At 46.5% G+C, this 21,977-nt stretch carries 19 protein-coding genes; 15 read left to right on the top strand and 4 right to left on the bottom strand.

Annotated elements, in window-relative coordinates; all coding sequences use genetic code 11:
• Positions 1–12 precede the first annotated feature (12 nt).
• Positions 13–195, bottom strand: coding sequence for a hypothetical protein (locus NSB28_RS14905; protein WP_109747204.1), 183 nt, complete (start codon positions 193–195; stop codon positions 13–15).
• A gap of 295 nt (positions 196–490) precedes the next feature.
• Between NSB28_RS14905 and NSB28_RS14900 the strand changes: the two genes are divergently transcribed.
• The 8 genes from NSB28_RS14900 to NSB28_RS14865 all read left to right on the top strand — a co-directional run bounded on the left by NSB28_RS14900 (position 491) and on the right by NSB28_RS14865 (position 9,566).
• A complete protein-coding gene (locus NSB28_RS14900) occupies positions 491–907 on the top strand; it encodes a DUF3237 domain-containing protein (protein WP_109747205.1) in 417 nt (138 codons plus the stop codon).
• A 209-nt stretch (positions 908–1,116) separates the two neighbouring features.
• Complete coding sequence (locus NSB28_RS14895) at positions 1,117–2,847, top strand: sensor histidine kinase (protein WP_109747206.1); 1,731 nt, start codon at positions 1,117–1,119, stop codon at positions 2,845–2,847.
• Positions 2,825–4,429: a response regulator gene (locus tag NSB28_RS14890; protein ID WP_257497844.1), complete on the top strand. Its 1,605-nt coding sequence runs from the start codon at positions 2,825–2,827 to the stop codon at positions 4,427–4,429. The genes NSB28_RS14895 and NSB28_RS14890 overlap by 23 nt, the downstream gene beginning before the upstream one ends.
• An 87-nt stretch (positions 4,430–4,516) precedes the next feature.
• On the top strand, positions 4,517–6,022 hold the full coding sequence (locus NSB28_RS14885; RefSeq protein WP_109747208.1) for an ABC transporter substrate-binding protein: 1,506 nt from the start codon (positions 4,517–4,519) through the stop codon (positions 6,020–6,022).
• Between the two features lie 23 nt (positions 6,023–6,045).
• Positions 6,046–6,978 (top strand): ABC transporter permease, encoded by a 933-nt coding sequence (locus tag NSB28_RS14880; protein ID WP_109747209.1) that lies wholly within the window; start codon positions 6,046–6,048, stop codon positions 6,976–6,978.
• 9 nt (positions 6,979–6,987) lie between these two features.
• Complete coding sequence (locus NSB28_RS14875) at positions 6,988–7,884, top strand: carbohydrate ABC transporter permease (protein ID WP_257497845.1); 897 nt, start codon at positions 6,988–6,990, stop codon at positions 7,882–7,884.
• 23 nt (positions 7,885–7,907) lie between these two features.
• On the top strand, positions 7,908–8,741 hold the full coding sequence (locus tag NSB28_RS14870; protein WP_109747210.1) for a Nif3-like dinuclear metal center hexameric protein: 834 nt from the start codon (positions 7,908–7,910) through the stop codon (positions 8,739–8,741).
• 24 nt (positions 8,742–8,765) lie between these two features.
• A complete protein-coding gene (locus NSB28_RS14865) occupies positions 8,766–9,566 on the top strand; it encodes an alpha/beta hydrolase (RefSeq protein WP_109747211.1) in 801 nt (266 codons plus the stop codon).
• Between the two features lie 421 nt (positions 9,567–9,987).
• Here the strand turns inward: NSB28_RS14865 and NSB28_RS14860 are convergent, their stop codons facing one another.
• Entirely contained in the window at positions 9,988–10,437 is a 450-nt protein-coding gene (locus NSB28_RS14860) for a GNAT family N-acetyltransferase (protein ID WP_109747212.1), read from the bottom strand.
• A gap of 595 nt (positions 10,438–11,032) precedes the next feature.
• Between NSB28_RS14860 and NSB28_RS14855 the strand changes: the two genes are divergently transcribed.
• From NSB28_RS14855 to zwf, 4 genes are read left to right on the top strand one after another with little or no spacing between them, the layout of a single operon-like run.
• On the top strand, positions 11,033–11,245 hold the full coding sequence (locus tag NSB28_RS14855; protein WP_243134688.1) for a hypothetical protein: 213 nt from the start codon (positions 11,033–11,035) through the stop codon (positions 11,243–11,245).
• A complete protein-coding gene (locus NSB28_RS14850) occupies positions 11,238–12,239 on the top strand; it encodes a beta-propeller fold lactonase family protein (protein WP_243134689.1) in 1,002 nt (333 codons plus the stop codon). Before NSB28_RS14855 ends, NSB28_RS14850 begins: the two co-directional genes overlap by 8 nt.
• Positions 12,232–13,647 (top strand): NADP-dependent phosphogluconate dehydrogenase, encoded by a 1,416-nt coding sequence (gene gndA / locus NSB28_RS14845; RefSeq protein WP_109747213.1) that lies wholly within the window; start codon positions 12,232–12,234, stop codon positions 13,645–13,647. Before NSB28_RS14850 ends, gndA begins: the two co-directional genes overlap by 8 nt.
• Complete coding sequence (gene zwf / locus NSB28_RS14840; RefSeq protein ID WP_109747214.1) at positions 13,640–15,031, top strand: glucose-6-phosphate dehydrogenase; 1,392 nt, start codon at positions 13,640–13,642, stop codon at positions 15,029–15,031. The genes gndA and zwf overlap by 8 nt, the downstream gene beginning before the upstream one ends.
• Positions 15,032–15,033: 2 nt before the next feature.
• On the opposite strand, the gene NSB28_RS14835 is transcribed toward zwf, so the two are convergent.
• Together NSB28_RS14835 and NSB28_RS14830 are read right to left on the bottom strand one after the other, a co-directional pair.
• Complete coding sequence (locus tag NSB28_RS14835) at positions 15,034–16,620, bottom strand: response regulator transcription factor (RefSeq protein WP_109747215.1); 1,587 nt, start codon at positions 16,618–16,620, stop codon at positions 15,034–15,036.
• Positions 16,621–16,665: 45 nt separating this feature from the next.
• Complete coding sequence (locus tag NSB28_RS14830; protein WP_109747216.1) at positions 16,666–18,453, bottom strand: cache domain-containing sensor histidine kinase; 1,788 nt, start codon at positions 18,451–18,453, stop codon at positions 16,666–16,668.
• 95 nt (positions 18,454–18,548) lie between these two features.
• Between NSB28_RS14830 and NSB28_RS14825 the strand changes: the two genes are divergently transcribed.
• The 3 genes from NSB28_RS14825 (at position 18,549) to NSB28_RS14815 (ending at position 21,967) form a co-directional block, all read left to right on the top strand.
• Positions 18,549–20,063: an ABC transporter substrate-binding protein gene (locus NSB28_RS14825; RefSeq protein WP_109747217.1), complete on the top strand. Its 1,515-nt coding sequence runs from the start codon at positions 18,549–18,551 to the stop codon at positions 20,061–20,063.
• 74 nt (positions 20,064–20,137) lie between these two features.
• Positions 20,138–21,046 (top strand): carbohydrate ABC transporter permease, encoded by a 909-nt coding sequence (locus tag NSB28_RS14820; RefSeq protein WP_109747218.1) that lies wholly within the window; start codon positions 20,138–20,140, stop codon positions 21,044–21,046.
• Positions 21,047–21,121: 75 nt separating this feature from the next.
• Positions 21,122–21,967 carry a carbohydrate ABC transporter permease gene (locus NSB28_RS14815; protein ID WP_109747219.1) on the top strand — a complete coding sequence of 282 codons (846 nt, stop codon included), beginning with the start codon at positions 21,122–21,124 and terminating at the stop codon, positions 21,965–21,967.
• The last annotated feature ends 10 nt before the right edge of the window (positions 21,968–21,977 follow it).

Here is a 21,977-nt window from a genome sequence, read left to right as displayed (position 1 = left end):
ATTGAGCAGCGCCTATTTTTCTTTCGCGCCATTTTTATTAGTGCCAAGTGCAATAAAGCCCGCCGTAACAGCCAGTGCAAGCATAACATCATGTTTGCCCAAGGGATCTGTAGCTATTGAATATACGATAAACGCTGTACAGATTAGTAAAACAGTAACTATAATACCGCGTATAATTTTTGTTTTTTTAGACATAGGAATGTCCTCCTTAATTATTCATCCTGACAGTGGATCAAAGTCAAACGAGCTTGATGCTGATGACTGCCGGGATGCATGAGCTTATATTTAGTAGAGTAAGTGTAACTGTGAAGGTACTAAACAGCTACAAGTATACCATGCATAAAGGTAAAAGAACAGTACTGAATATTTTTCACGGAATTCCCTTAATTTTAATAATATTGTGCCCGAATTTAAAAGAGCCGTGCCTTGCCCAGTGATAAACTTGTAAGTATAGGTAACTATTCAGCAGAGGATAAAGGAGGATATAATCATGCAGCTGCAGGCAGAAGAGGTAATGTGTTTAAATGTGATCTGTGAGGAGGCCAGGGAAGTAAGGAGCGGTCTTGACGGCTATCTGCGGGTCATTCCCATTGTGGGAGGATCCGTGGAGGGCAGGGTAAGAGGGAGCGTTGTGAGCGGCGGCGCAGACTGGAACACAGAGAAACCAAACGGGGATGCCCATGTGTTTGCAAAGTACATGCTGGAGACTGATGACGGAGAATATATTGCAGTGGAAAATGAAGGAATACTTGAGAAAGACAGTACAGCCAGGATCAAAACAGTCCCAAGATTTACCGCGGATGAAAATGGGAAATACGCCTGGCTGAATAAAGGAGTCTATGTGGGCAGTCTGGAGGGCGGTAAGATTCCAAATTCAGTGGAAATCCATGTATATCGTATTGGATGAATAAAACTTTAATACAGTTACTGCTCAATTCCGCAGATAGCAGCCGGACAGTTACCGGTCACGGAGTGAGTAGTAACATTTTTTTCCACTTCACTTTGAATTGCCTCAGGATAGAAACTCTGCTATGATGGAGTCAAAGTCAGGCTGGCAGTATTTTTGAAGCACGCTCTGGGCAGCCCAAAATCCATACACCAGGGAGGGATAGAAATATGAAACAAAAATCTTTTGTTAAAAGGATCGTACTGTATACCAGTATCCTGCTGTTTATGCTCATGGTTCTGCTGGTGGGATTTTCTGTCTATTCCCTGCGCTCCTCCCAGAAGGAATCCCGGAAGTATGGGGAAAATCTGCTGGATGTATACTGCGGGAATCTGGAAAAATGGATATCAGGGATGGATACTCTGATGAAAAATGTAATTTTTAAGACACAGGAGCTTTCGCTTTTAAAGAGCCAGAATGAGGCAGTGCGCCTGTATGCATCCCTGGATCTGAAACAGTATATGAAGGAACTGCTGACTTACAATGAATGCGCTGACGCCATCCTTATTTCTGATGAGGCATATGATATAAATTTAAATTACCAGTATGCCAAGAGCTCTATGCCATATTCCCAGGTTCTGCTGGTGAGGGAACGTATAAAGGATTATCTGGATGAGGAATTCTTTGAGACAGACTGGGAGTTCCAGAACATAGGCGGGGTGGAATACTTATATAAGGTACATGTTTATAATCACCAGGCCATAGGAGTTTTCGTACAAAAGCAAAGGCTGATGGATCAGGTGTTTAATGAGGAGCTGGACGGACTGTCATTTTTGCTGGCAGATAAAGAAGGGACAGTGCGCGCGGCAGCAGGCGCCGGGGGAGCAGAGTGGTGCGGCAGAAGCTTTGAAGAGCCGGGAGGAACGGATAGCTGGACATTTGTGAAGGGTATAGGTGATACAGGCCTTTCTATAGCTGCCCTCATGGGAAGAACGGGAGCTGTGTGGAAGATACAGGGAAGCCTGCTGGTTTTTATTGTCATGATCCTGTCTATTGTTGTGCTCAGTGCCTTTCTTATCAGGTACCTGACAAGAGAAGTGTTAGGACCCATGACACATCTGATGGGGACAATGGAGAAGATAGAAAAGGGTGATTATAACTGCAGGGTGGAGGAGAACTGCCATAACCGGGAATTCACTTCACTGAAAGAGAATTTTAACAGGCTTATGGATGAGATCATCGGCCTGAAGATACAGAGGTACGAGAAGCAGTTAAGCCTTCAGGAGTCAGAGCTTCGGTGTATCCGTCTGCAGCTGAAGCCTCACTTCTTTTTAAATGCGCTGACTACTATTTCCAGCCTGTGCGGACAGGGAAAGACACGCCAGGCTCAGGACTATATCCAGGCGTTCTGCGGCAACATCAGGTATATGTTCCGCTCAGGCTTCCACACGGTGCCTGTCAAAGAGGAGATCCGCCATGTGGAAAATTATCTGGAAATGCAGGAGATGAAGTATCCTGAATGCGTATTTTATTTTATAAATATACCGGAAGAGCTGGAGGAATGGAGGATCCCGCAGATGCTGATCCACACTTTTGTGGAAAATGAATATAAGTATGCGGTGAACGTGGAATCTACCCTCACCATATTGATTACGGCAGCCAGGACCGAAAAGGATGGGGAAGAGTATCTTCTGCTGGAAATGGAGGATGACGGCCCCGGATATCCTGAGGAGGTCCTGGAGTGGATGGAGGAAGAAAATCCCCAGCCTGCCGGGGACGGCAGCAGAGTAGGACTCAGCAGTATCTGCAGGATGATGGAGCTGATGTATGACAAAAAGAATCTGGTCTCCATTGAAAATGTGGAGCCTCACGGATGCAGGAACAGGGTCCTGATTCCAAAGGAGCCAGTAAATGAGATGCCGGGAAGGGGAGGAACGTATGAAGGCACTGATAGTAGATGATGATACAGCGACTGTAGATATGATATGCGACTCTGTAGACTGGGAACGTCTGGGCATCCAACAGGTTGAAAAGGCCTACAACATCCATCAGGCTAAAGCAGTTCTGGAGTCTGCAGTGATGGATATTGTCATAAGCGATATTGAAATGCCCCAGGGTTCAGGGCTGGAGCTGCTGGAATGGATGAGGGAGAACGGGAAAGACAGTGAATTTCTCCTGCTGACCTGCCATGAGGATTTTTCCTATGCGAGCAGGGCGCTCAGGCTGGATGCGGCGGAATACCTGACAAAGCCTTTTAATCCTGCAGTGATGGAGACGGTGCTTCTGAAGGTCATTCACAGGGCCCGGGATAAGCAGGCCCTGAAGCAGAGCAGCAAACGGGGAGAATGGCTCTCAAGCAATGAAAAGAAGAATTACCTCTCTTTTTTCAATGAACTGCTGGGCGGCTATGCTATGTGGGACAGAGAGAAAATCAGAAGAGAGATTGCAGGACGTCAGCTTATCATTGACCCGGAGGGCTGCTTCCGGCTTGTCATCTCCAGAGTGGTGAACTATGAGCAGGCAGAAGAGCAGATGGGAAGAAACCTTCTGGAATTTTTTCTGCTGGGCCTCTGTTCCGAGGTGCTGCTGGGAGAAATTGAGAACCGTCATACTCTGTATTATCAGGATGGAAAGGGCAAGCTGTTTGTCACTGTATGCGGCGGTGAGAGTGAAGAAGACATGCGCGGGCGGTGTGAGGACCTCATTGAAAAATGTGAGGCATATATCCACGTTCCCGTCACCTGCTGCATCAGCAGTCCAGTACAGGCTGAAGCTCTCGCAGAAACAAAAGAACGTCTGGGCCGCTGTATTTCTGAGAATGTAGCATTTTACAGAAAGGTATTCACAGAGGAGGAGGCCGTGGAGAAGGTGGCGGAGAGCGATACTGCGCTGGACTTAAAAGACCTGGACATGTGGCTGAAGGAGCACGACCGGAGGCGGATACTGGGATATCTAAAGGATGTGCTCTCTGAAAAGGAGAGAAACAGAGTACTAAATGAACATGCCCTCTTTTTGATAAAGCAGGAACTGCTGCAGATGGACTATGCCTATCTCCTTCAGAACGGGATACAGGCTGCCAAACTGTTTCACGATGAGATATCTGTAAAGCTGCTGGAGCGGGCCACCCAGTCGTCTGTAGATATGATACGCTGGGCGAATTATCTTTTGGAACGTACTTTTTCATATGAAGATGAGGTGAAAAAGTCAGCTACTATTATAGGCCGGATCGAGGAGTATATCAGGGGACACTATGCGGAGGATATCAGCAGGAATGAAATCGCGAAAGTATTTTTTCTGACACCAGAATACCTGGCAAAGCTGTACAAGAAAAAGACAGGTGTGAGTATCAAAAATGCAGTCATAGAGGTCAGGATCGAAAAGGCAAAAGAACTGCTGGCAAGGGAAGATATCAGGATCAGCGATGTGGCGGGAATGGTGGGCTTTGATAACTTTTCCTATTTCTCTACATTATTTAAAAAATATACGGGAATCACGCCAAAAGAATATAAGACAAACCAGCAGCAGATACATCTAAACTCTTAAAAATGAAAGAACACCCCTTAATTTTAAAAGAAAGAAGGGTGTTTTTTCTTTATACTGGTAATATCAAAAGAAAAGGAGCGTAAAGCGATGAAAGGAAAGAAAGTAGTATCTTATTTTATGGCAGCGGTTTTGATGACAGGGATATGCGGCAGTGTGCCGGCAGCTGAGGTACATGCAGAGGGAGATTATGAAAAAGTGGTATATGCTTTTCCGTCCTTTAATAACATCCCCACAGAAGAGAGCATAGCTTCTGTGGAAGAAGCCATCAATGAGATCACCAGGGAGAAAATAAATGTGGAAGTGGACCTGATGCCTCTGAACATTGCAGAATATACCCAGCAGGTGACTCTGGCACTGCAGGGCGGGGAAGCGGTGGACTGCTTCATGTCCCTGGGAGACTTTAACAACTGTGTTTCCACGGGAATGGCGGCAGATATTACAGATCTTGTGGATACATATGCACCGGAGACACGTGATCTTATCGGGGAGGAATGGATGAAGACGACCACAAAGGAGGGGGCTGTCTACGGTTTTCCTACATACAAGCCTGTAGCTCTTACGCCAATGGTGGTTTACAAGCAGAAATATGTAGATGAACTGGGGATTGACATGTCAAAGGTGAATTCGATAGAAGACCTGACAGATGTCCTGAGAAAAGTGAAAGAAGCTTATCCTGACATTACGCCGCTTGTACCTGTCAATTCTGGAGAGACAGGGATCATGCAGGCAGCAGGGGATGTGGATTTTCTGTCAGATGACTATACTTCACCCAAGGGTGTGCTCATGGGCGAAAGCACAGAGGTAGTGGATTTCTATTCAACAGACAGGTTTAAAGAACTCTGCAGCCTTACAAGGACATGGTACAATGAAGGGCTGATCATGAAAGATGCGGCAACTACTACGGCGGCAGCAGCCGAATTGATGTCAGCAGATAATTCCTTCTGTTATGTGGCGGCTTACAGCTATCCCGAAGCAGATACTGCCGCTTCCCTGGAAGCCCAGTGCGGAAACTTTGAATTAGGCGCCAAGATTATTGGTGAGGCATATCTGGATACTTCTTCTGTCAATGCCCTTACATGGATGATCTCTTCAACAAGCAAGGTGCCTGAAGCAGCCCTTAAGTTCCTGAATCTTACATTTACTGATAAAGAGGTAGTAAATCTTATTATTTACGGTATAGAAGGCAGGGACTATGTAAAAGACGCAGAAGATTTTGTCAGCTATCCGGAAGGACAGGATGCGTCAACAGTTCCTTATACTGCACAGTTAAGCTGCGGCGTGCTGGGTAATTTCTTCATCATGTATCCTATGGCAGGCACGAATAAAGAGTCACTTGACTGGGAGCTTGAGCAGAACAAAGCTGCAAAGACTTCTAACGCCATGGGTTTCAGCTTTAACTCCAGCAGTGTGAAGACAGAATATACAGCTGTGGCAAATGTGGTATCCCAGTATCTGCCGGGCCTTCAGTGCGGCAGTGTAGATCCTGAGACAGAACTGCCTAAATTTATTGATGCCTTAAACAGCGCAGGAATGGGTTCTATTGTATCTGCAAAGCAGGAGCAGCTGGATACATGGATGGCGGAGAATAAATAAGCGGCAGGCGATTGGAGGAAATTATGGTAAAAGCAGCTGCAAAGCAAAAGAAGCAGAGCTTCAGAAAGTCAGTCCCTCTGCTGGTGATAGCTCTTCCGGCAATACTGTATATCCTGGTGAATAATTATCTGCCTATGTTTGGCGTATTTCTGGCCTTCAAGGATTATAATTTTTTCAAAGGGATCTTCGGAAGCGACTGGTGCGGACTGGACAACTTTAAATTTCTGTTTGCCACTGAGAATGCGTGGATCATGACGAGAAACACAATTCTCTATAACCTGGCATTTATCGTCATCGGCACAGTCTTTGCCATTGCGGTTGCTATCCTCATGAATGAGGTGGGCAAGCTTTTCAGGGCGAAATTCTTTCAGTCCGCCCTGCTGCTGCCCAACCTCCTCTCATGGGTGGTGATCGCCTACATAGGATATGCTTTTTTAAATCCGGAAACAGGATTTATCAATAACACTGTCCTGAGCAGCCTGGGCAAAGAGGGTGTGGCCTGGTATACAGAAAGCTCCAAATGGCCGTTCATACTGATCCTTGTCTATCTGTGGAAAAACATGGGCTACAGCTCGATCATTTATATGGCCAGCATAGCCGGGATTGACAAAGGTATATTTGAGGCGGCCAGGCTGGACGGGGCGTCAAAGCTGCGCCAGATTTTCAGTATTACAGTGCCGTTGCTGAAACCTACAGTCATCATGCTTACTCTTATGTCAGTGGGCAGGATATTCTTCTCGGATTTTGGGCTGTTCTACCAGGTGCCGATGAACTCAGGAGCTTTATACAGCACGACACAGACAATAGACACATATGTATACCGGGGGCTTATGGAATTAAATGATGTGGGAATGTCCGCGGCAGCGGCTCTGTACCAGTCTGTTGTAGGATTCATAGTAGTTGTGGCGGCAAACGCAGTTGTCCGGAAGGTTGATTCCGAAAATGCATTGTTCTAGGAGGCAGATATGATAAAAAAAATGACAGATGAAAAAAGGTTTCGCATCATTGCATCAATCATACTGGCAGTACTGGCCTTTCTGGTTCTTATGCCGATTGTGCTGATCGTGATCGCTTCCTTTACTGATGAACATACCCTGATCGCGGAGGGCTATTCGTATCTGCCCGGGAAGCTGAGCCTGGACGCCTATTACTATATGCTGAAGCAGGGAGCTATGATTGCCAGAGCATACGGGGTCTCTATCTTTGTTACAGTCGGCGGAACCTGCATCAGCGTGCTCCTCACCACTATGCTGGCATATCCCATGTCCAGAAAAAACTTCCGCTACAGGAACCAGCTGTCTTTCTTTGTATTTTTTACAATGCTTTTTAACGGAGGCGTGGTTTCTTCTTATATTATGTGGAGCAATATTTTCCACATCAAGAATACGATATGGGCATTAATGCTCCCCAATTATGTAGTGACAGCTTTTAATGTATTTCTGGTCAGAAATTATTTTACAAACAGTGTGCCAGATTCCCTGATTGAATCGGCAAAGATTGACGGGGCTTCTGAGCTGACTATATTCAGGAAGATCATGCTTCCTCTTGCGGTTCCCACTGTAGCCACAATAAGCTTATTTACCGCACTCTGCTACTGGAATGACTGGACAAACGGTTTATATTACATAACAGATTCTAAATTTTACGGTATCCAGAATCTGCTGATCAAGATCATGAATAATATACAATTCCTGAAATCCAGCAGCAATGCAGCCATGCTGGGCACAAATGCGGTAGAACTGCCGGGCACGGCGGTCAGGATGGCCCTGGCTGTGATAGGAATACTTCCGATTCTGATCATCTATCCGTTTGTGCAGAAGTATTTTATAAAGGGAGTAGTTGTCGGAGCAGTAAAAGGATAATTAATCTGGAGGAAAAAAATAATATGAAAGTAAGAGAAGTGATTGAAAGAGTCATAGAAAAGACAGGCCTTACTCCTATTCCGCATGAGAAGACCTGCGACCATCTGATGATTGGGGATGGGGAGATGGAGGTCACAAAAGTGGCTTCTACATTCATGGCTACTGTGGATGTGATCAAAGAGGCAATAGAGGCGGGGGCAAATATGATCATAACTCATGAGCCTACCTGGTTTACAGGAAAAGATGATACAGGCTGGGTGGAAGAGGATGAGATCTATCTGGAAAAGAGAAAACTCATCGAAGAAAATCACATAGCGATCTGGCGTTTCCATGACCACATGCACATGTGCAGTGAGGACGGCATCTACCGGGGCTTTGAGAAGGAGACAGGATGGGGACAATACCGTATCCCGTATCAGGGAGTGGATGATCCTTTATGTAAATTCGGAGGCTGCTACGAAATACCGCCCGCCTCTTTAAGAGAGCTGTGTGAGTTCTTTAAGGAAAAAATGGAGATGGACGTGATTCAGATAATCGGAGATCCGGAAATGGCAGTGAGGCGTATCGGCGTCCTGGTGGGCGGCGGAAGTCTGGGGCTTGGCACAGAAGAGATGCCTATGATCCTTATGCGGCAGATGAACCTGGATCTGGTGATCTGCGGGGATATTACAGAGTGGACATTGCCTGCCTACATCAGGGATGCCATGCAGCTGGGGTTCAATAAAGGAATGCTGGTGCTGGGACATGAGCGCAGCGAAGAGCCGGGCATGAAGTATCTGGGAGAGTGGCTGGAGCCGGCTCTGGATGGAACTAAAGTAGTATTTATCGATGCAAAGGAGCCTTTTGAGTATTTATAAACAAGGCAGCAGAAGGAGAAAAAAATGGCATTATTAAACATCACATTTCCGTCATGCAGTCTGAGAAGATCAGTGAGCATCAATGCCCTGATTCCAAATGAGATCAATTTTATGCCCGGTCAGGAGCCGGAGTATAGGAAAGAGCCTTTTAGGACCTTATATATGCTGCATGGGTACTCAGGAGATGCCAATGATTATCTTGTCTTTTCGAATTTATTTGAATTGTGCAGGATATATGATCTGGCAATAATTTTTCCTTCAGGTGAGAATTCTTTTTATCTGGATGATGAAGATAAAAGCGAGCTGTACAGCAGGTATGTGGGCAGTGAGCTTGTAGAGTTTACCAGAAGCTTATTCCATCTTTCAGACAAGAGGGAGGATACTTATATCGGTGGTCTGTCTATGGGCGGCTATGGAGCTATGGTTAACGGACTCAGATATGCGGACACTTTTTCAAAAATCATCAGCTTCTCAGGGGCATTTATTGAAATAACCCTGGCAGACGCCAGAGAGTACAAAGCGGATGAGGTATCAGACGAGAAATATCAGCGCAGGGTATACGGGGATCCACGAAAACTGCGGAAATCAGATAAGGACCCGCGCTGGTGCATGGAGATGCTGAGGGCGCAGGGAAAGCAGATACCTGATATCTACCAATGCTGCGGTAAGGATGATTTTCTGATCGAGCCTAACAGGCGGCTCCATGAATTTATGGAAGAGCAGAATATCCCCCACAGGTATGAGGAAGGGGAAGGGACACATGACTGGGCATACTGGCAGAAACACCTGGAACCGGCGCTTGCCTGGCTGGGAGAGAAAGGGTGAGAAAAAGCCCTGCGCAGCCTGGTAACACATGAACAGTGACTAAAGAAGGGGCATTGCTTCAGCAGATAAATGTTCGCCAAGTCTTCAAATCCTCTTACAAGATATTTGTACAAGTTGGGCACCATTTGCGGCACCACAAACTTTCTTTTCCAGCCGGTACACATGGAACGATAGAAGCCCATTTTGGAGGTTGCTCGTATAGTCGCCCTCAGTATTTCCTAACCTCAAAAACAGGATCATACGCTCCATTCCGGATGGTCTAGTCGTCAGAATTGAGGGTGTGTACCCACAACAAGCGTTTTGCATGAGTGTGTACACTCATACACTGCTTGCCACTATTGAAAACAACCAGATAGCGTGGTGCGCCTTATACCAAGAAGGCGCACTACGCAAAAGGCTCATAACAGGAAGAATAGATGTTTTATAGGGTTATACCAAGCTCCAATTCATCATCGTCACTTCTACCGGTTTCCATAAATCCAAGTTGGCGATATAGACCATATGCTATTGTGTTTTCAGGATTGCAAGTAATGAAAACGGTCTGTGATTGTCCAAAAGGTTTCGAAGAAATATAACGGAGAACCTCTTTCAACGCACCTTTGCCATACCCATTTCCTTGAAACTCTTTATCTATCATCATGTGCCAAATATTATACACTTCTTCATCATAATCATAGATAACCATGACATATCCAACCATTTTATCTTCCACATATATACCAAATGGCGTACACTGGCTATAATATACATATGCTTGTGCCAGACTACGAATGGGATTTGAAACATATTTTTCTTGTCCTACCGCCAATTTCAAGTTGAAACAATCAATGAAATTTGACTCATCAATTCTCTTTAATACAATATTATTCATGATTTTCCTCCATCGCTTTGGAGGGCTAGTTCAAAGTTACCCTCCTGTTTGTATTGTTTCGGCTATTTTTAATCATCATAATGAACATCTCCTTTATAATTGTAGTATCTATTATAAACACAGAACCTCTGTGGGATTATTTATTTGGTAGGCGCTTTTAATTTAAATTGCGGCGGCCATGAGGTCGCATCGCCAATTTCTATTCGCCATAGGCAAATAGAAATACCCTGTAGTACGCCTTTTCCGCCTAAGGCGTATTTACTCCGCTTTTTCCATTCTAATGATTCAGCGTGTATCTGTCAAATCAAGTCTTATATTGCTTTAGCAGTTCTTGCAAGACACCATTTTCTTTCGGGCACCAAATAGGGCACCTTTCTTCCATTCATCCCATAGTCCGTTTATCAAAAACCCAGTAACCATGCGTATCCATGCGTTCACCTCCATGCTTAAAAACGCTGCAGTTTATAAAGATAAGAATTATCCCGGCTTTATCTTTTTGGATATAAGAATTATATCACATTATTATTGACAAATATAAAAGATTTGACAAACGCAACTGTAACATGTATAATTACAGTTATAAGTGTTAACGGCTTTGAATCACAGAAAGGCGGGATGCGGATGGAACTGGCTCAATGGCTTATTATCTGATACAGGAGGCAGGCCCTTTAGTGAAGGCAGGTATGCGCCTTCAGGCAGTAGTGACATCAAGGGCGGAGGAGCGCTTCTGCGGGAAAAGACCATTGCCAGAGGTGTCCGCGAGATCACAAATCAAGACAGAAAGAAAGGCGGAATGTATTATGTATAACAGTAAGATTTATTCGCACGGTTATATAGGAACGTATCATTCGGAAGAAAGCAGAGGAGTCTATCATTTTACCTTTAATGAAAAGAACGGGCAGATGACAGAGCCTGAGCTGTTTTATGAAACAGAGAATGCCAAATGGGTAACTAAAAACGGCGGCTTGCTTGTTTTTTCCATGAGAAAGGAAGGGCACGCCGGCACCTGTTTTTTGAGACTCAGGGATGGAAAGGCTGATTATGCTTATGAAATCCTTGAAGAGAGGACAGCACCCTGCTACATCCTGCAGGAGGGGGAATTCGTCTGTACAGCTAATTACCATGAGGGTACAGTTATGGTCTACTCTGTTAAAGATAAAAAACCGGATATTGTCGCAAGGATTGAAAATGGGGAAGAGGCAGGATGCCATCAGATCCTCATCCATGGGCAGGATATGATGGTGCCCTGTCTGGAACAGGATAAGATCAGGATGTTTGATATGGATAATGGATTTGCCCTGTCAGGAGAAATCATGTTTCCTGAAGGCAGCGGACCAAGGCATGGGGTATTCAACAGGGAACATACAAAGTTATTCGTGGTGAGTGAACGGAGCAATGAACTGTTCATATTTAAGGTACGGGGCAGAGAATTCAGTCTGGAGCAGATTCTTCCGATATATCTGGACGGAGGCAAAACAGCTGCCGCGGCGGCCATACGTCTCACCAGTGATGAGAGGTTCCTGTATATATCTGTACGGGGGCAGGATATCCTGACAGTGGCTGACGTGAGAGGAAGCAGGGCAAAGGTCATACAGCATGTACCCTGCGGAGGCGTGCATCCCCGCGATCTTATCCTGAGCCGGGAGGAAGGCTTTCTCCTTGCTGCAAACAGGTTCGGGGGTGGAATTGTCAGCATGGAACGGGACAGGGAGAGCGGACTGATCGGAGAAATCAGAAGCCGGATCCACATACAGGAGGGAGTGTCAGTGCTGTTGGAAGAACAGGAGGGATCGTATGTATAGAACAGAAATAGGAGTGATAGGCCTGGCAGTCATGGGAAGAAGCCTTGCACTTAACATGGCGGACCATGGGTTTAAGGTGGGAGGGTATAACAGGAGCAGGGAAGTGACTGAAAATCTCATAAAGGAGTATCCGCATGAGAATTTTTTCCCCTTTTATGATATGAGGGAGCTTGTGGAGTCACAGGAAAGGCCGAGAAAATTTTTGATCATGGTAAAAGCGGGGAGACCTGTGGACATGGTGATAGAGCAGCTTGTTCCGTTTCTGGATGAAGGAGATATGATACTGGACGGGGGCAATTCTTTCTTTGAGGACACAAGGAGGCGTGAAAAGAGCCTGAGGGAAAAGGGTATATATTACTTCGGGACAGGAGTGTCAGGAGGGGAGAGAGGGGCGCGCTTCGGCCCGTCAATTATGCCCGGCGGTGACAGAGAGGCATATGAGCATATAGCTCCCGTGCTGGAGGCTATAGCAGCGAAAGCCCAGGGGGAGCCTTGCTGTGCCTATATGGGGCCTGATGGGGCAGGACATTATGTAAAGATGGTGCATAATGGGATAGAATACGCGGATATGCAGCTGATTGCGGAAGCTTACCTCCTTCTCAAATATGCGGGAGGATTTACAAATGAAGAACTGGCGGACACATTTTCTGCCTGGAATGAAGGAAAACTGAAAAGCTATCTGATAGGGATTACCGCAGATATATTCAGAGAGAAGGATGATTTTGAAAATGGGGAGCTGATAGACTATATTCTGGACAGTGCAGGCCAGAAAGGGACAGGACGCTGGACTAGCCTGGAGTCTCTGAAGCAGGGAGTCAACGTATCCATGATCACGGCTGCCTGCAATGCCAGGATCATGTCAAACCAGATACAGCAGAGGAAAATGGCGTCAGAGCTTATAAAAGGCCCTGAACGAAGCGGCATCCCGGATAAAAAGGCTTTTGGGGAAGCAGTACGGGAAGGACTGTATACAGCCAAGATAGCGGCATATGCACAGGGATTTTCACTGCTGTCACATGCCTCCGGTGAATATGGATGGGATCTGGATTATGGCAGGATCGCCGCTATTTTCCGGGCAGGCTGTATCATACAGGCGGAATTTCTGGATGATATTACCAGGGCTTTCAGAAAGGATAAAGAGCTTACAAACCTGATGACAGACTCTTTCTTCAGGAATGGAATCAATAATGGACATGAAAGCCTGAGAAGGATTTTAAGTACCGGGATCTTAAACGGGATACCGGTGCCGGCTATGAGCCAAGCTGCTGCATATATTGACGCTTTCAGGGGAGTCCCTGTGGGGGCCAGCCTGATACAGGCACAGCGGGACTGCTTTGGGGCACATACCTATGAGAGAACAGACAGGGAAGGTATCTTCCATCATGATTGGGGGCAGGGACATGTATAATGAGCAGGTTTTTACAATATTCGGAGGGACAGGAGACCTGACCTTCAGGAAGCTTATTCCGGCACTTTATAACATGGAGATGGCAGATGGAGGAGAATACTGTCCGCGGATAGTGGTGATAGGGCGAAGAGAATACACCAGCAGCATGTACAGAGAGAAAGCCCGGGACTGGGTGGAAAAATTTGCAAGGCTCAGCTATAAGGAAGAAGTCTATGAGAAGCTGGCGGAAAAAATCGTTTATTACCGCATGGATTTTACTGATGAGGCCTCTTATGAGGGACTTGATGCGTTCTACAGGGAAATGGGGGCGAAAAAGCATATTTTCTATTTTGCCGTTGCCCCGCGTTTCTTTGAAATAATAGTAAGCGGGCTCCATAAGGTGGATGGAGCCAGGGACGGTAAGGTGGTGCTGGAAAAGCCGTTCGGAGAGGATCTGGCGGCGGCAGCCAGGCTGAATGAGGAAATGGAAGGATTTTTCAGTCAGGGTCACATATACAGGATCGACCACTATCTTGGAAAGGAGATGGTCAGAAATATCCAGACGATCCGCTTTGCAAACCCTATCTTTTCTAATGTCTGGGATGCAGGACATATTGAGTGTATCCAGATCTCAGCCATGGAAGAGGTGGGTGTGGAGAGCAGAGGCGGATACTATGACCGCAGCGGAGCTTTGAAGGATATGATGCAGAACCACCTGTTCCAGATACTTACCATAGTGGCTATGGAGCAGCCAAAGAGCCAGGAAGTGGAAGATATGCACAGAGAGCAGATGAAGGTACTGGAAGCTCTCAGCCTGCCGGAAAATATCTCTGAGAGTATGGTTTTGGGGCAGTATGATGGTTACCGCAAGGAACCGTCTGTCAGGGCGGATTCTTCCACGGAAACTTATGCAGCTGTGCGGCTTTTTGTGGACAATGACAGGTGGAGAGGAATGCCCTTCTATATCCGCACAGGCAAAAAGCTGGATAAAAGGGAAATGCAGGTTGCTGTAGTATTCAAAAGTCCTGCCCCTGATATTGAGCCGGATATCCTGAATATTAAGATCCAGCCCACAGAAGGTGTATACCTGCAGTTTAATATAAAGAAGCCCGGAGAGTCTGTAGACGTCATCCAGGCCAAGATGGATTTCTGCCAGAGCTGTTCCTCTGTCAACCAGACGAACACGCCGGAGGCTTATGAGAGGCTGATTGCCGCCTGCTTTAAGGGGGAACGTTCCTGGTTCTCAAAATGGGACCAGATCGAAGCCAGCTGGAAATATGTTGATGCCATACGGGATAAATACCGCCTGGGCGGTGTTCCAATCCATGTATACAAGCCGGGAAGTGACGGCCCTGATGCAGCGGAACAGCTTCTGAACAGCTATGGCCATTCCTGGTTTGATTAAGTTCAGCGCCCGCCGGGGCTTTTCCTGTATTCACTCGGCTTTTTTCCTGTCTTTTTCTCGAATAACCTGCTGAAGTATTTGCTGTCTTTGTAGTGGAGCCGTTCCGCTATCTCATAGACCATCAGATCAGTGGTGAGCAGCAGTTTTTTGGCGGCATTGATCTTTACCTGGGTCACATAATCCAGGTAAAGCTGTCCCGTCTGCTTTTTGAATGCCTGGCTTAAATAAATGGGGGAAATGTAAAACATCTGGGCCACTGTCATCAGGGAGAGATCTTCCAGATAATTGGAATTTATATAATTTTCTACCTGGGAGATCAGTTCGCTGGGTCTTGCCAGCTCATTGTCCCTGGAACGGTTTATCAGGCTGTATACAATATTCTGAACATATTTTTCCAACTCATCTGCTGTCTGGATGGCAGAGATCTGCTGCATAAAATCCACATTCCCATAGGCATCCGGATCAGGGGCAGCTTCGCTCTCGGTCATGTACTGGATACATGTCATCAGGAGGTTCAGAGCATTGATCTGTATGCCCAGCAGGGGTGTATCTGCAATTTCGGACAGGTAATGAAATACTTTGTGGATAGAGCTTGTGATGCTGGCAAAATTAGACTGCATCAGGCTCTGGCGGTATGCGTCCCAGAGTCCGTCGGGCAAAGTCTGGATAAAATGCGCATTTTTTAAACTGCTGTCAAAAGGATTGACGGAGCTGGCGCCCCGGATGATCTTGTATGACAGGGCAAAAAGAGCCTGCTTGCAGGAGACGGGAAGATGGCTGGCGCAGGGGTAAGGCCTTCCGACACCTATGCAGAGCCCGCCGTGAGCCTGCATGGACATTTTCTGGTGAAGCTCTGTAAGCTGTTCCGTAAAAAAATCAGGAGGCGTATCAAGCGGCAGAGAAAAAATGCCCAGATACGTATTGCTGCCATGATAATACAGAAGAAAGGGAATGCCTAATGCGGACAGGCCCGCAAGAAGCTCCTGGCGCAGCACTGAGATATTTTCCGGAGCTGCGGCCTGAAAGGCGGCCGCCAGATAAGTGTGTCCGGGGGCCAGAGAGATATCATAATCGGCCAGGGCAATCTTAAGATCCTCATCTGTCTCAAAGTAGGAGTTCATCATATCACGCAGCACATCGTCGAGAGCCAGGGCAGACAGCTGCTGGCTAACATCCTCCAGCTGCGTAAGGGCTGTCTGTGTTTTTCTCTGAAGGGCCAGCTGTTCCCTGACCTTTTCCAGAGCCTGGATCAGCTCGGATTCCACTACGGGTTTCAGAAGATATTCCTGGACCCCCAGGGACATACACTGTTTTGCGTAAGAAAAGTCAGAATACCCGCTGAGTATGATAAAGCCGCAGGGGTGTATGGCAAGAGCCTGGCGGATCATATCGATCCCGGAGCAGTTGGGCATGCGGATGTCGGATATGACAATATCAGGCTGCAGGCTTTTGATCATGTCCAGGCCCTCACGGCCGTCAGAGGCGCAGCCTGCGATCTCACAGCCGCAGGCCTCCCAGTCTATCAGGATCTGAAGGCCCTGGGTTATGATTGGTTCGTCATCTATGAGCAATACTTTATACTTTTCCATACTTCCTCCAAATTTATCAGAATTTAGTAAATATTTTTCCAGGCTCTAAGGTTCAGGCAGGATCTCCATGTTGTAATTCTTCGGGATGCAAAGCTGTACCGTGGTGCCCCTGGGTGAATTTGCATACAGCCGCAGGTAATATCCCTGTCCGTATTCCAGCCGTATGCGGTCTGAAATGTTCACGATGCCTATGCTGTTGTGGACAGCTCCTTCTTCAGCAGGCCCTGTATGCTCCAGGTTGTTCTGTATTCTCTTCAGGTTTGTTTCTTCTATTCCAACTCCGTTATCTGAGACGCTGATGATCAGGTCATTTCCAGTCTCTTCCACAGAGATACTTATTTCTTCATCCCCAAAGGTCTGGACAAAGCCGTGCTGTATACAATTTTCTACAAGCGGCTGAAGGGTGAGCTTTATTATGGAACAGTCCAGAAGTTCTTCCGGAACATGCCGGGTAAAGCGGTAACGGTTGTTGAACCGCATATTCTGGATGGTCAGGTAAGTCTCCACGTGCTCCAGTTCGTCCCTGACGGTGACAATATTGCTGGTCCTGTCAAGGGTGATGCGGAACAGCTTGGCCAGTGTCTGTACCATGACAGCCACCTCTTTATCCTTGTTGATCAAAGCCTTCATCCGGATGATCTCCAGGGTGTTGTGCAGGAAATGCGGGCTGATCTGGTTCTGCAGGGCTTCCAGCTGAGCCTGTTTGGTAGCCAGCTGATAATGGTAGACACGGTCAAGCAGATTTTGTATCTCCTCAGTCATGAAGTTGAAGCTGGAGCAGAGGCTGCCGATCTCATCCTGAGATTCCACAGGGATACGGATGGAATAATTTCCTGCGGCACACTCGTTGGCGGCATTTTTAAGCAGCTTTAAAGGTTTGACGAGTTTATACGAGAAATACCCGCTGAGCAGAATGATCAGGATGATCAGCATGACCACCAGGACGACAGCAAACTGGTTGAAATCATGCGTACTTTTAAATAACTGGTTCCTGTTGATGATTACTGTGGAGGTGAGGGTATCCGAGGAATTCGAAAAGTACATGTCCTGCCCGTCCTCCTGCTCAGTGGCTGCAAAGGTCATATATTCCGGATCGTTCAGGTACTCAGGGGTGAAATTTCCGGAGGTGTCGGCGACAATTGTATTGTCCTGGTTAGTTATAACGATCTTGGCCCCGCTCTCCAGCAGAGAGGAATTTATATTGATGGCGTCCAGCAGATCCTGGCAGGTGACATTGAGGACAATGGCGCCTATTTTTTTCTTGTCAAAGGTGTAGAGAAAGCGGGTGAGCGTGAAGACTGGCTCCTTGCTGCGGCCAAAATCCACAAGCAGGTAGGAGGGGATATGGGCAGCAGAGATATATACCTTCTGGTTCAGCTCATCAAGGCGGTCCGCATGAGTGATTTCATAAAAGGAGGGGAGATCTTTGATCTCATTTGAAGTACCGCTGTAGATCATGCCGTTTGCACCTACGTATGTGACATTGCGGATGCTGGGCTGCTGAGTCATCAGTTTGAGCATCTCATTGTGGAGATACTTGGCGGCATTATAATTCGCCATCTTGTCAGACTCAGGAGAGGCAGTCAGCAGGTCTACGAGAGTGTTGTCAAGAGTGGCTACCCGGGTCATGCGGTCCAGTTCACCGATATAGCTGTCAATATTGGAAGATATCTGTTCTACGAAAAGATTGATATAGGACAGTGTATTATTTTTTATATTGGAAGCTGAGGTTGAGCTCAGCACCAAGGACGATATGAGAAACGGAAAGACGACCAGGACCACATAGCTGATGAGAAGCTTTGCGGCCAGGCTGGCTTTTTTTATCAGATTCATAAATTATTCCCCCCTGCCGGATAATTTTTTCGCATTTTCAAAAGTGATTATAACATTTATAATTACCTCATACAACAGCAAGGGAGGAAAAGAAAATGACACACTTGAAAAAAGGAATTGCAGCAGCATTGTCCCTGACTATGGTCCTGGGACTGACGGCCTGCCAGAGTGCACAGGGAAATGCAGCAGGTACAGAAGGTGCCCTGAAGGAAACGCAGGGGCAGGCAGCAGAGACAGAAAACAAAGATTCAGCCAGAGCAGTGAAAGCTGAGAATGTGATGGAGAAGCATGCATCTGGTGATGATGCATCAGGTGAAAAGGTAGAGCTTACCTTTTGGGCAAGAGCCAGCTCGGCTGACAATAACCAGACAATTACCATGGACGAATTCAATGCTTCCCAGGACAGGATACACGTAACTGTAGAGTGTTACGGGGACAATTATGAGGAAGTGCTGAAGCTGGCCTGCAACAGCGGCGAGGTTCCTGATATTTTCGAGATCAGCGGACTGAGCGATGTGAAATCTTATATTGATGCAGGTCTTGCATATCCGATGGATGAATATCTGACGGAGGAGCTGAAGGCGGAATTTAATCCATCAGCATTTACCAAATATGCATATGACGGACAAGTATATGCCATTCCCCATATGACAAGATATATAAGGGTATATTATAACAGGGACTTGTTTGAGAAAGCAGGGCTGGACCCGGATAATTTCCCCACAACCCTGGAAGGCATGTATGATGCGGCAAAGGCAATAACAGAAGCAGGAAACGGAGAATTTTACGGTTTTGGGCTTCCTATCAAGTCAGGCTCCACATGGGAGAGGAATATTGATGATATAGCGATCCTTTCAGGGCTGACAGGACCTTATGGATTTGATTATACAACAGGTAAATTTGATTTTTCAAAACAGAAACCAATCATCGAGTATTTCGCTAAGATGTATGAGGACGGAATTATGATGCCGGGTTCAGAGTCAATAGACATCGAAGTGCTCCGCGCTAATTTCATTGCCAATAAGGTAGGAATGTATTTTGACGGCAACTGGATGGTCAACGGCTACAACAATGAGATTGAGGGCGGCGATGTAACAAACTGGGATACGGCTCTTGTACCTGTCTTTGAGGGAACTGAGCGGGCAAAAGATTATCTGATGCTGGAAAGCGGCCACTGTATCTCGTCATCCAGTGAACATCCCGCAGAGGCATTTGAGGCGATCTCATATCTTCTGCACAATGTATATTCAGCTCCGGCCAGAAAGGACGCATCCAAAGTGGCGCCGTCCCTGTCCCTGATCGACAAGGATAATGCAGAGATCAATGCAAGCCCGGAAGTACAGAAGTTAAAGGGAATCAAAGGGCTGAGCATGGATACAGAAAACCTTTCTTCCTTTACTGTTACGCCTCATTCTGCCCTGACACTGGAAGGAGACAGCCGCGATACTGTTTACCCGCTTCTTATCATCCAGGGCAGCAGCATGGATATGGATGCAGAGCTTGATAAGCTGTCTGAAACTTACAATTCGGCGCTTGAAAATGCAGTATCAGAAGGTCTTTTGGAAGAAAAAGATTTAAAACCGGAAGGCTTTGACTACTATACGAGATAAACAAGAAGGGGGCTGTGGAGACAGCCCCTATTTATTCCCGCGAGGGTCAAATTAAAAAAAGGAGCGACTACTTTATGAATAAAGCTGTAAAAAGCAGGAAGAACAGCCGCATTAAAGGAATACAGATGTTTCTGATGCTGCTGCCTATGCTGGTTCTGTTTTTTTTGTTCTGCGCATATCCCCTGTTTGATTCGATCTACTTAAGCTTTACGAAATACAATGGCTTCACTGAACCTGTATTCAACGGACTGGCAAATTATAAAAGGCTGTTTTCAGACAGCAGCTGGTGGAGAGCGGTCCTGAATACCTTTGAGCTGACTGTGATGGCTTATGTGATCCAGATACCGCTGTCACTTCTGTTAGCTATCTTGGTAAATAGCAAGATAAAAGGACAGAATTTTTTCAGGACAATAATCTTTCTGCCGAATGTGACAAGTACGGCCATTATCGGCATCATCTTTTTCTTTATGTTTTCTTCTTATAATGGAATCGTGAACGGTATGCTTCAGGGGGCAGGACTGATAAACAGGCCGGTCGAGTGGCTTGGAAATGTAACAAGCGCCAAGCTGATCATCATTCTGCTGAATACCTGGAGCCAGGTAGGATATCTGATGATCCTTTTTCTGGCCGCCATCCAGAAGATCCCCACAGAGCTGTATGAGAGCGCCACACTGGACGGAGCGTCAAAATGGCAGCAGTTTAAATGTGTGACTCTTCCTATGCTTGGGCAGATGTTCCAGGTGATCTCCATGATGTGCATTCTGAACGGATTCCAGCTGTTTGACTCTGTGAAGGTACTTACAGGGGGCGGACCCGGCAACCAGACTTCAGTCATGGCTCTGTACATATACAATTACTTCTTTAACAGCACGGGGGCGCAGCAGGGATATGCCTCAGCAGTCAGTGTATGCGCTACCTTTATCACTGCAGCTGTAGGAGCCTTGTATTTCCTGGTCACAAGTAAAAAGTTCAAAGAAAATTAGAGGCGGCGGTACCGCCTTGCCGCAGGCCCGTTATAGGAAGCCTGTAGCAAAGCAGAAGAGACGAGGAGAATCGAAATGAAGAAAAAAAGAATAAAACCGGGAAGAGTGCTCTGTTATGCATTCTTGACAGCAATGACTATATTTTCCGCCTTTCCGCTCATCTATGCTTTTTTTGGATCTTTTAAAAGCAGCGTGGAATTTTTGAACGGCGGTGCAAACATACTTCCGGCCCAATGGGATTTTTCCAGCTATGCGAAAGCCTGGAAGGAGGCAAATTTCGCCAGGTATACATTGAACAGCCTGTTTATTTCCGGTATGACAGTAGTATTGACACTTATAGTAGGCTCCATGGCCAGCTATGTGCTGGCAAGGACCAGCTTCAGGGCAAAGCCGGCCATCATTGGCCTTTTGGGTCTGGTCATGTTTATTCCGAATGTGGTCCTGATTTTCCCGATTTTTAAGATGTGCCAGAGTTTAAATCTGATGGGAAATATCTGGAGCATCATTATCACCCAGACAGCCTCAGGTCTTCCGTTTCTTGTCATCCTGATGCAGTCTTATATGGTAAGTATCAGCAGGGAGATCGATGAGGCGGCGGAGATGGACGGCTGCAGCTTTTTCAGACTGTTTTATAATATAATGCTGCCGCTGAGCAAGCCGATACTGGCCACAGTAGCCCTGTTTGCGTTTAAAAATGCGTGGAACAGCTATCTGCTGCCGCTGGCACTGTCCCTGTCCAAACCGGAGATCAGGCCTCTTACAGTGGGGGTCATTGCCCTGAAGGATATGGGGGAGGGAATCTCAGCATGGAATATTATGATCGCAGGCAGTGTACTGGCAGTCTTCCCCATGGTAATTGTATACTTGTTCATGAACAGGTTCTTCATAGAAGGAATCACGTCAGGTTCTGTCAAAGGATGAGGTAAAAAAA

The organism is Murimonas intestini (assembly GCF_024622195.1).
GTDB lineage: Bacteria > Bacillota > Clostridia > Lachnospirales > Lachnospiraceae > Murimonas > Murimonas intestini.
Note: the sequence above shows the minus strand (reverse complement) of the source record. Positions and strands in the feature narration are given on the sequence as shown.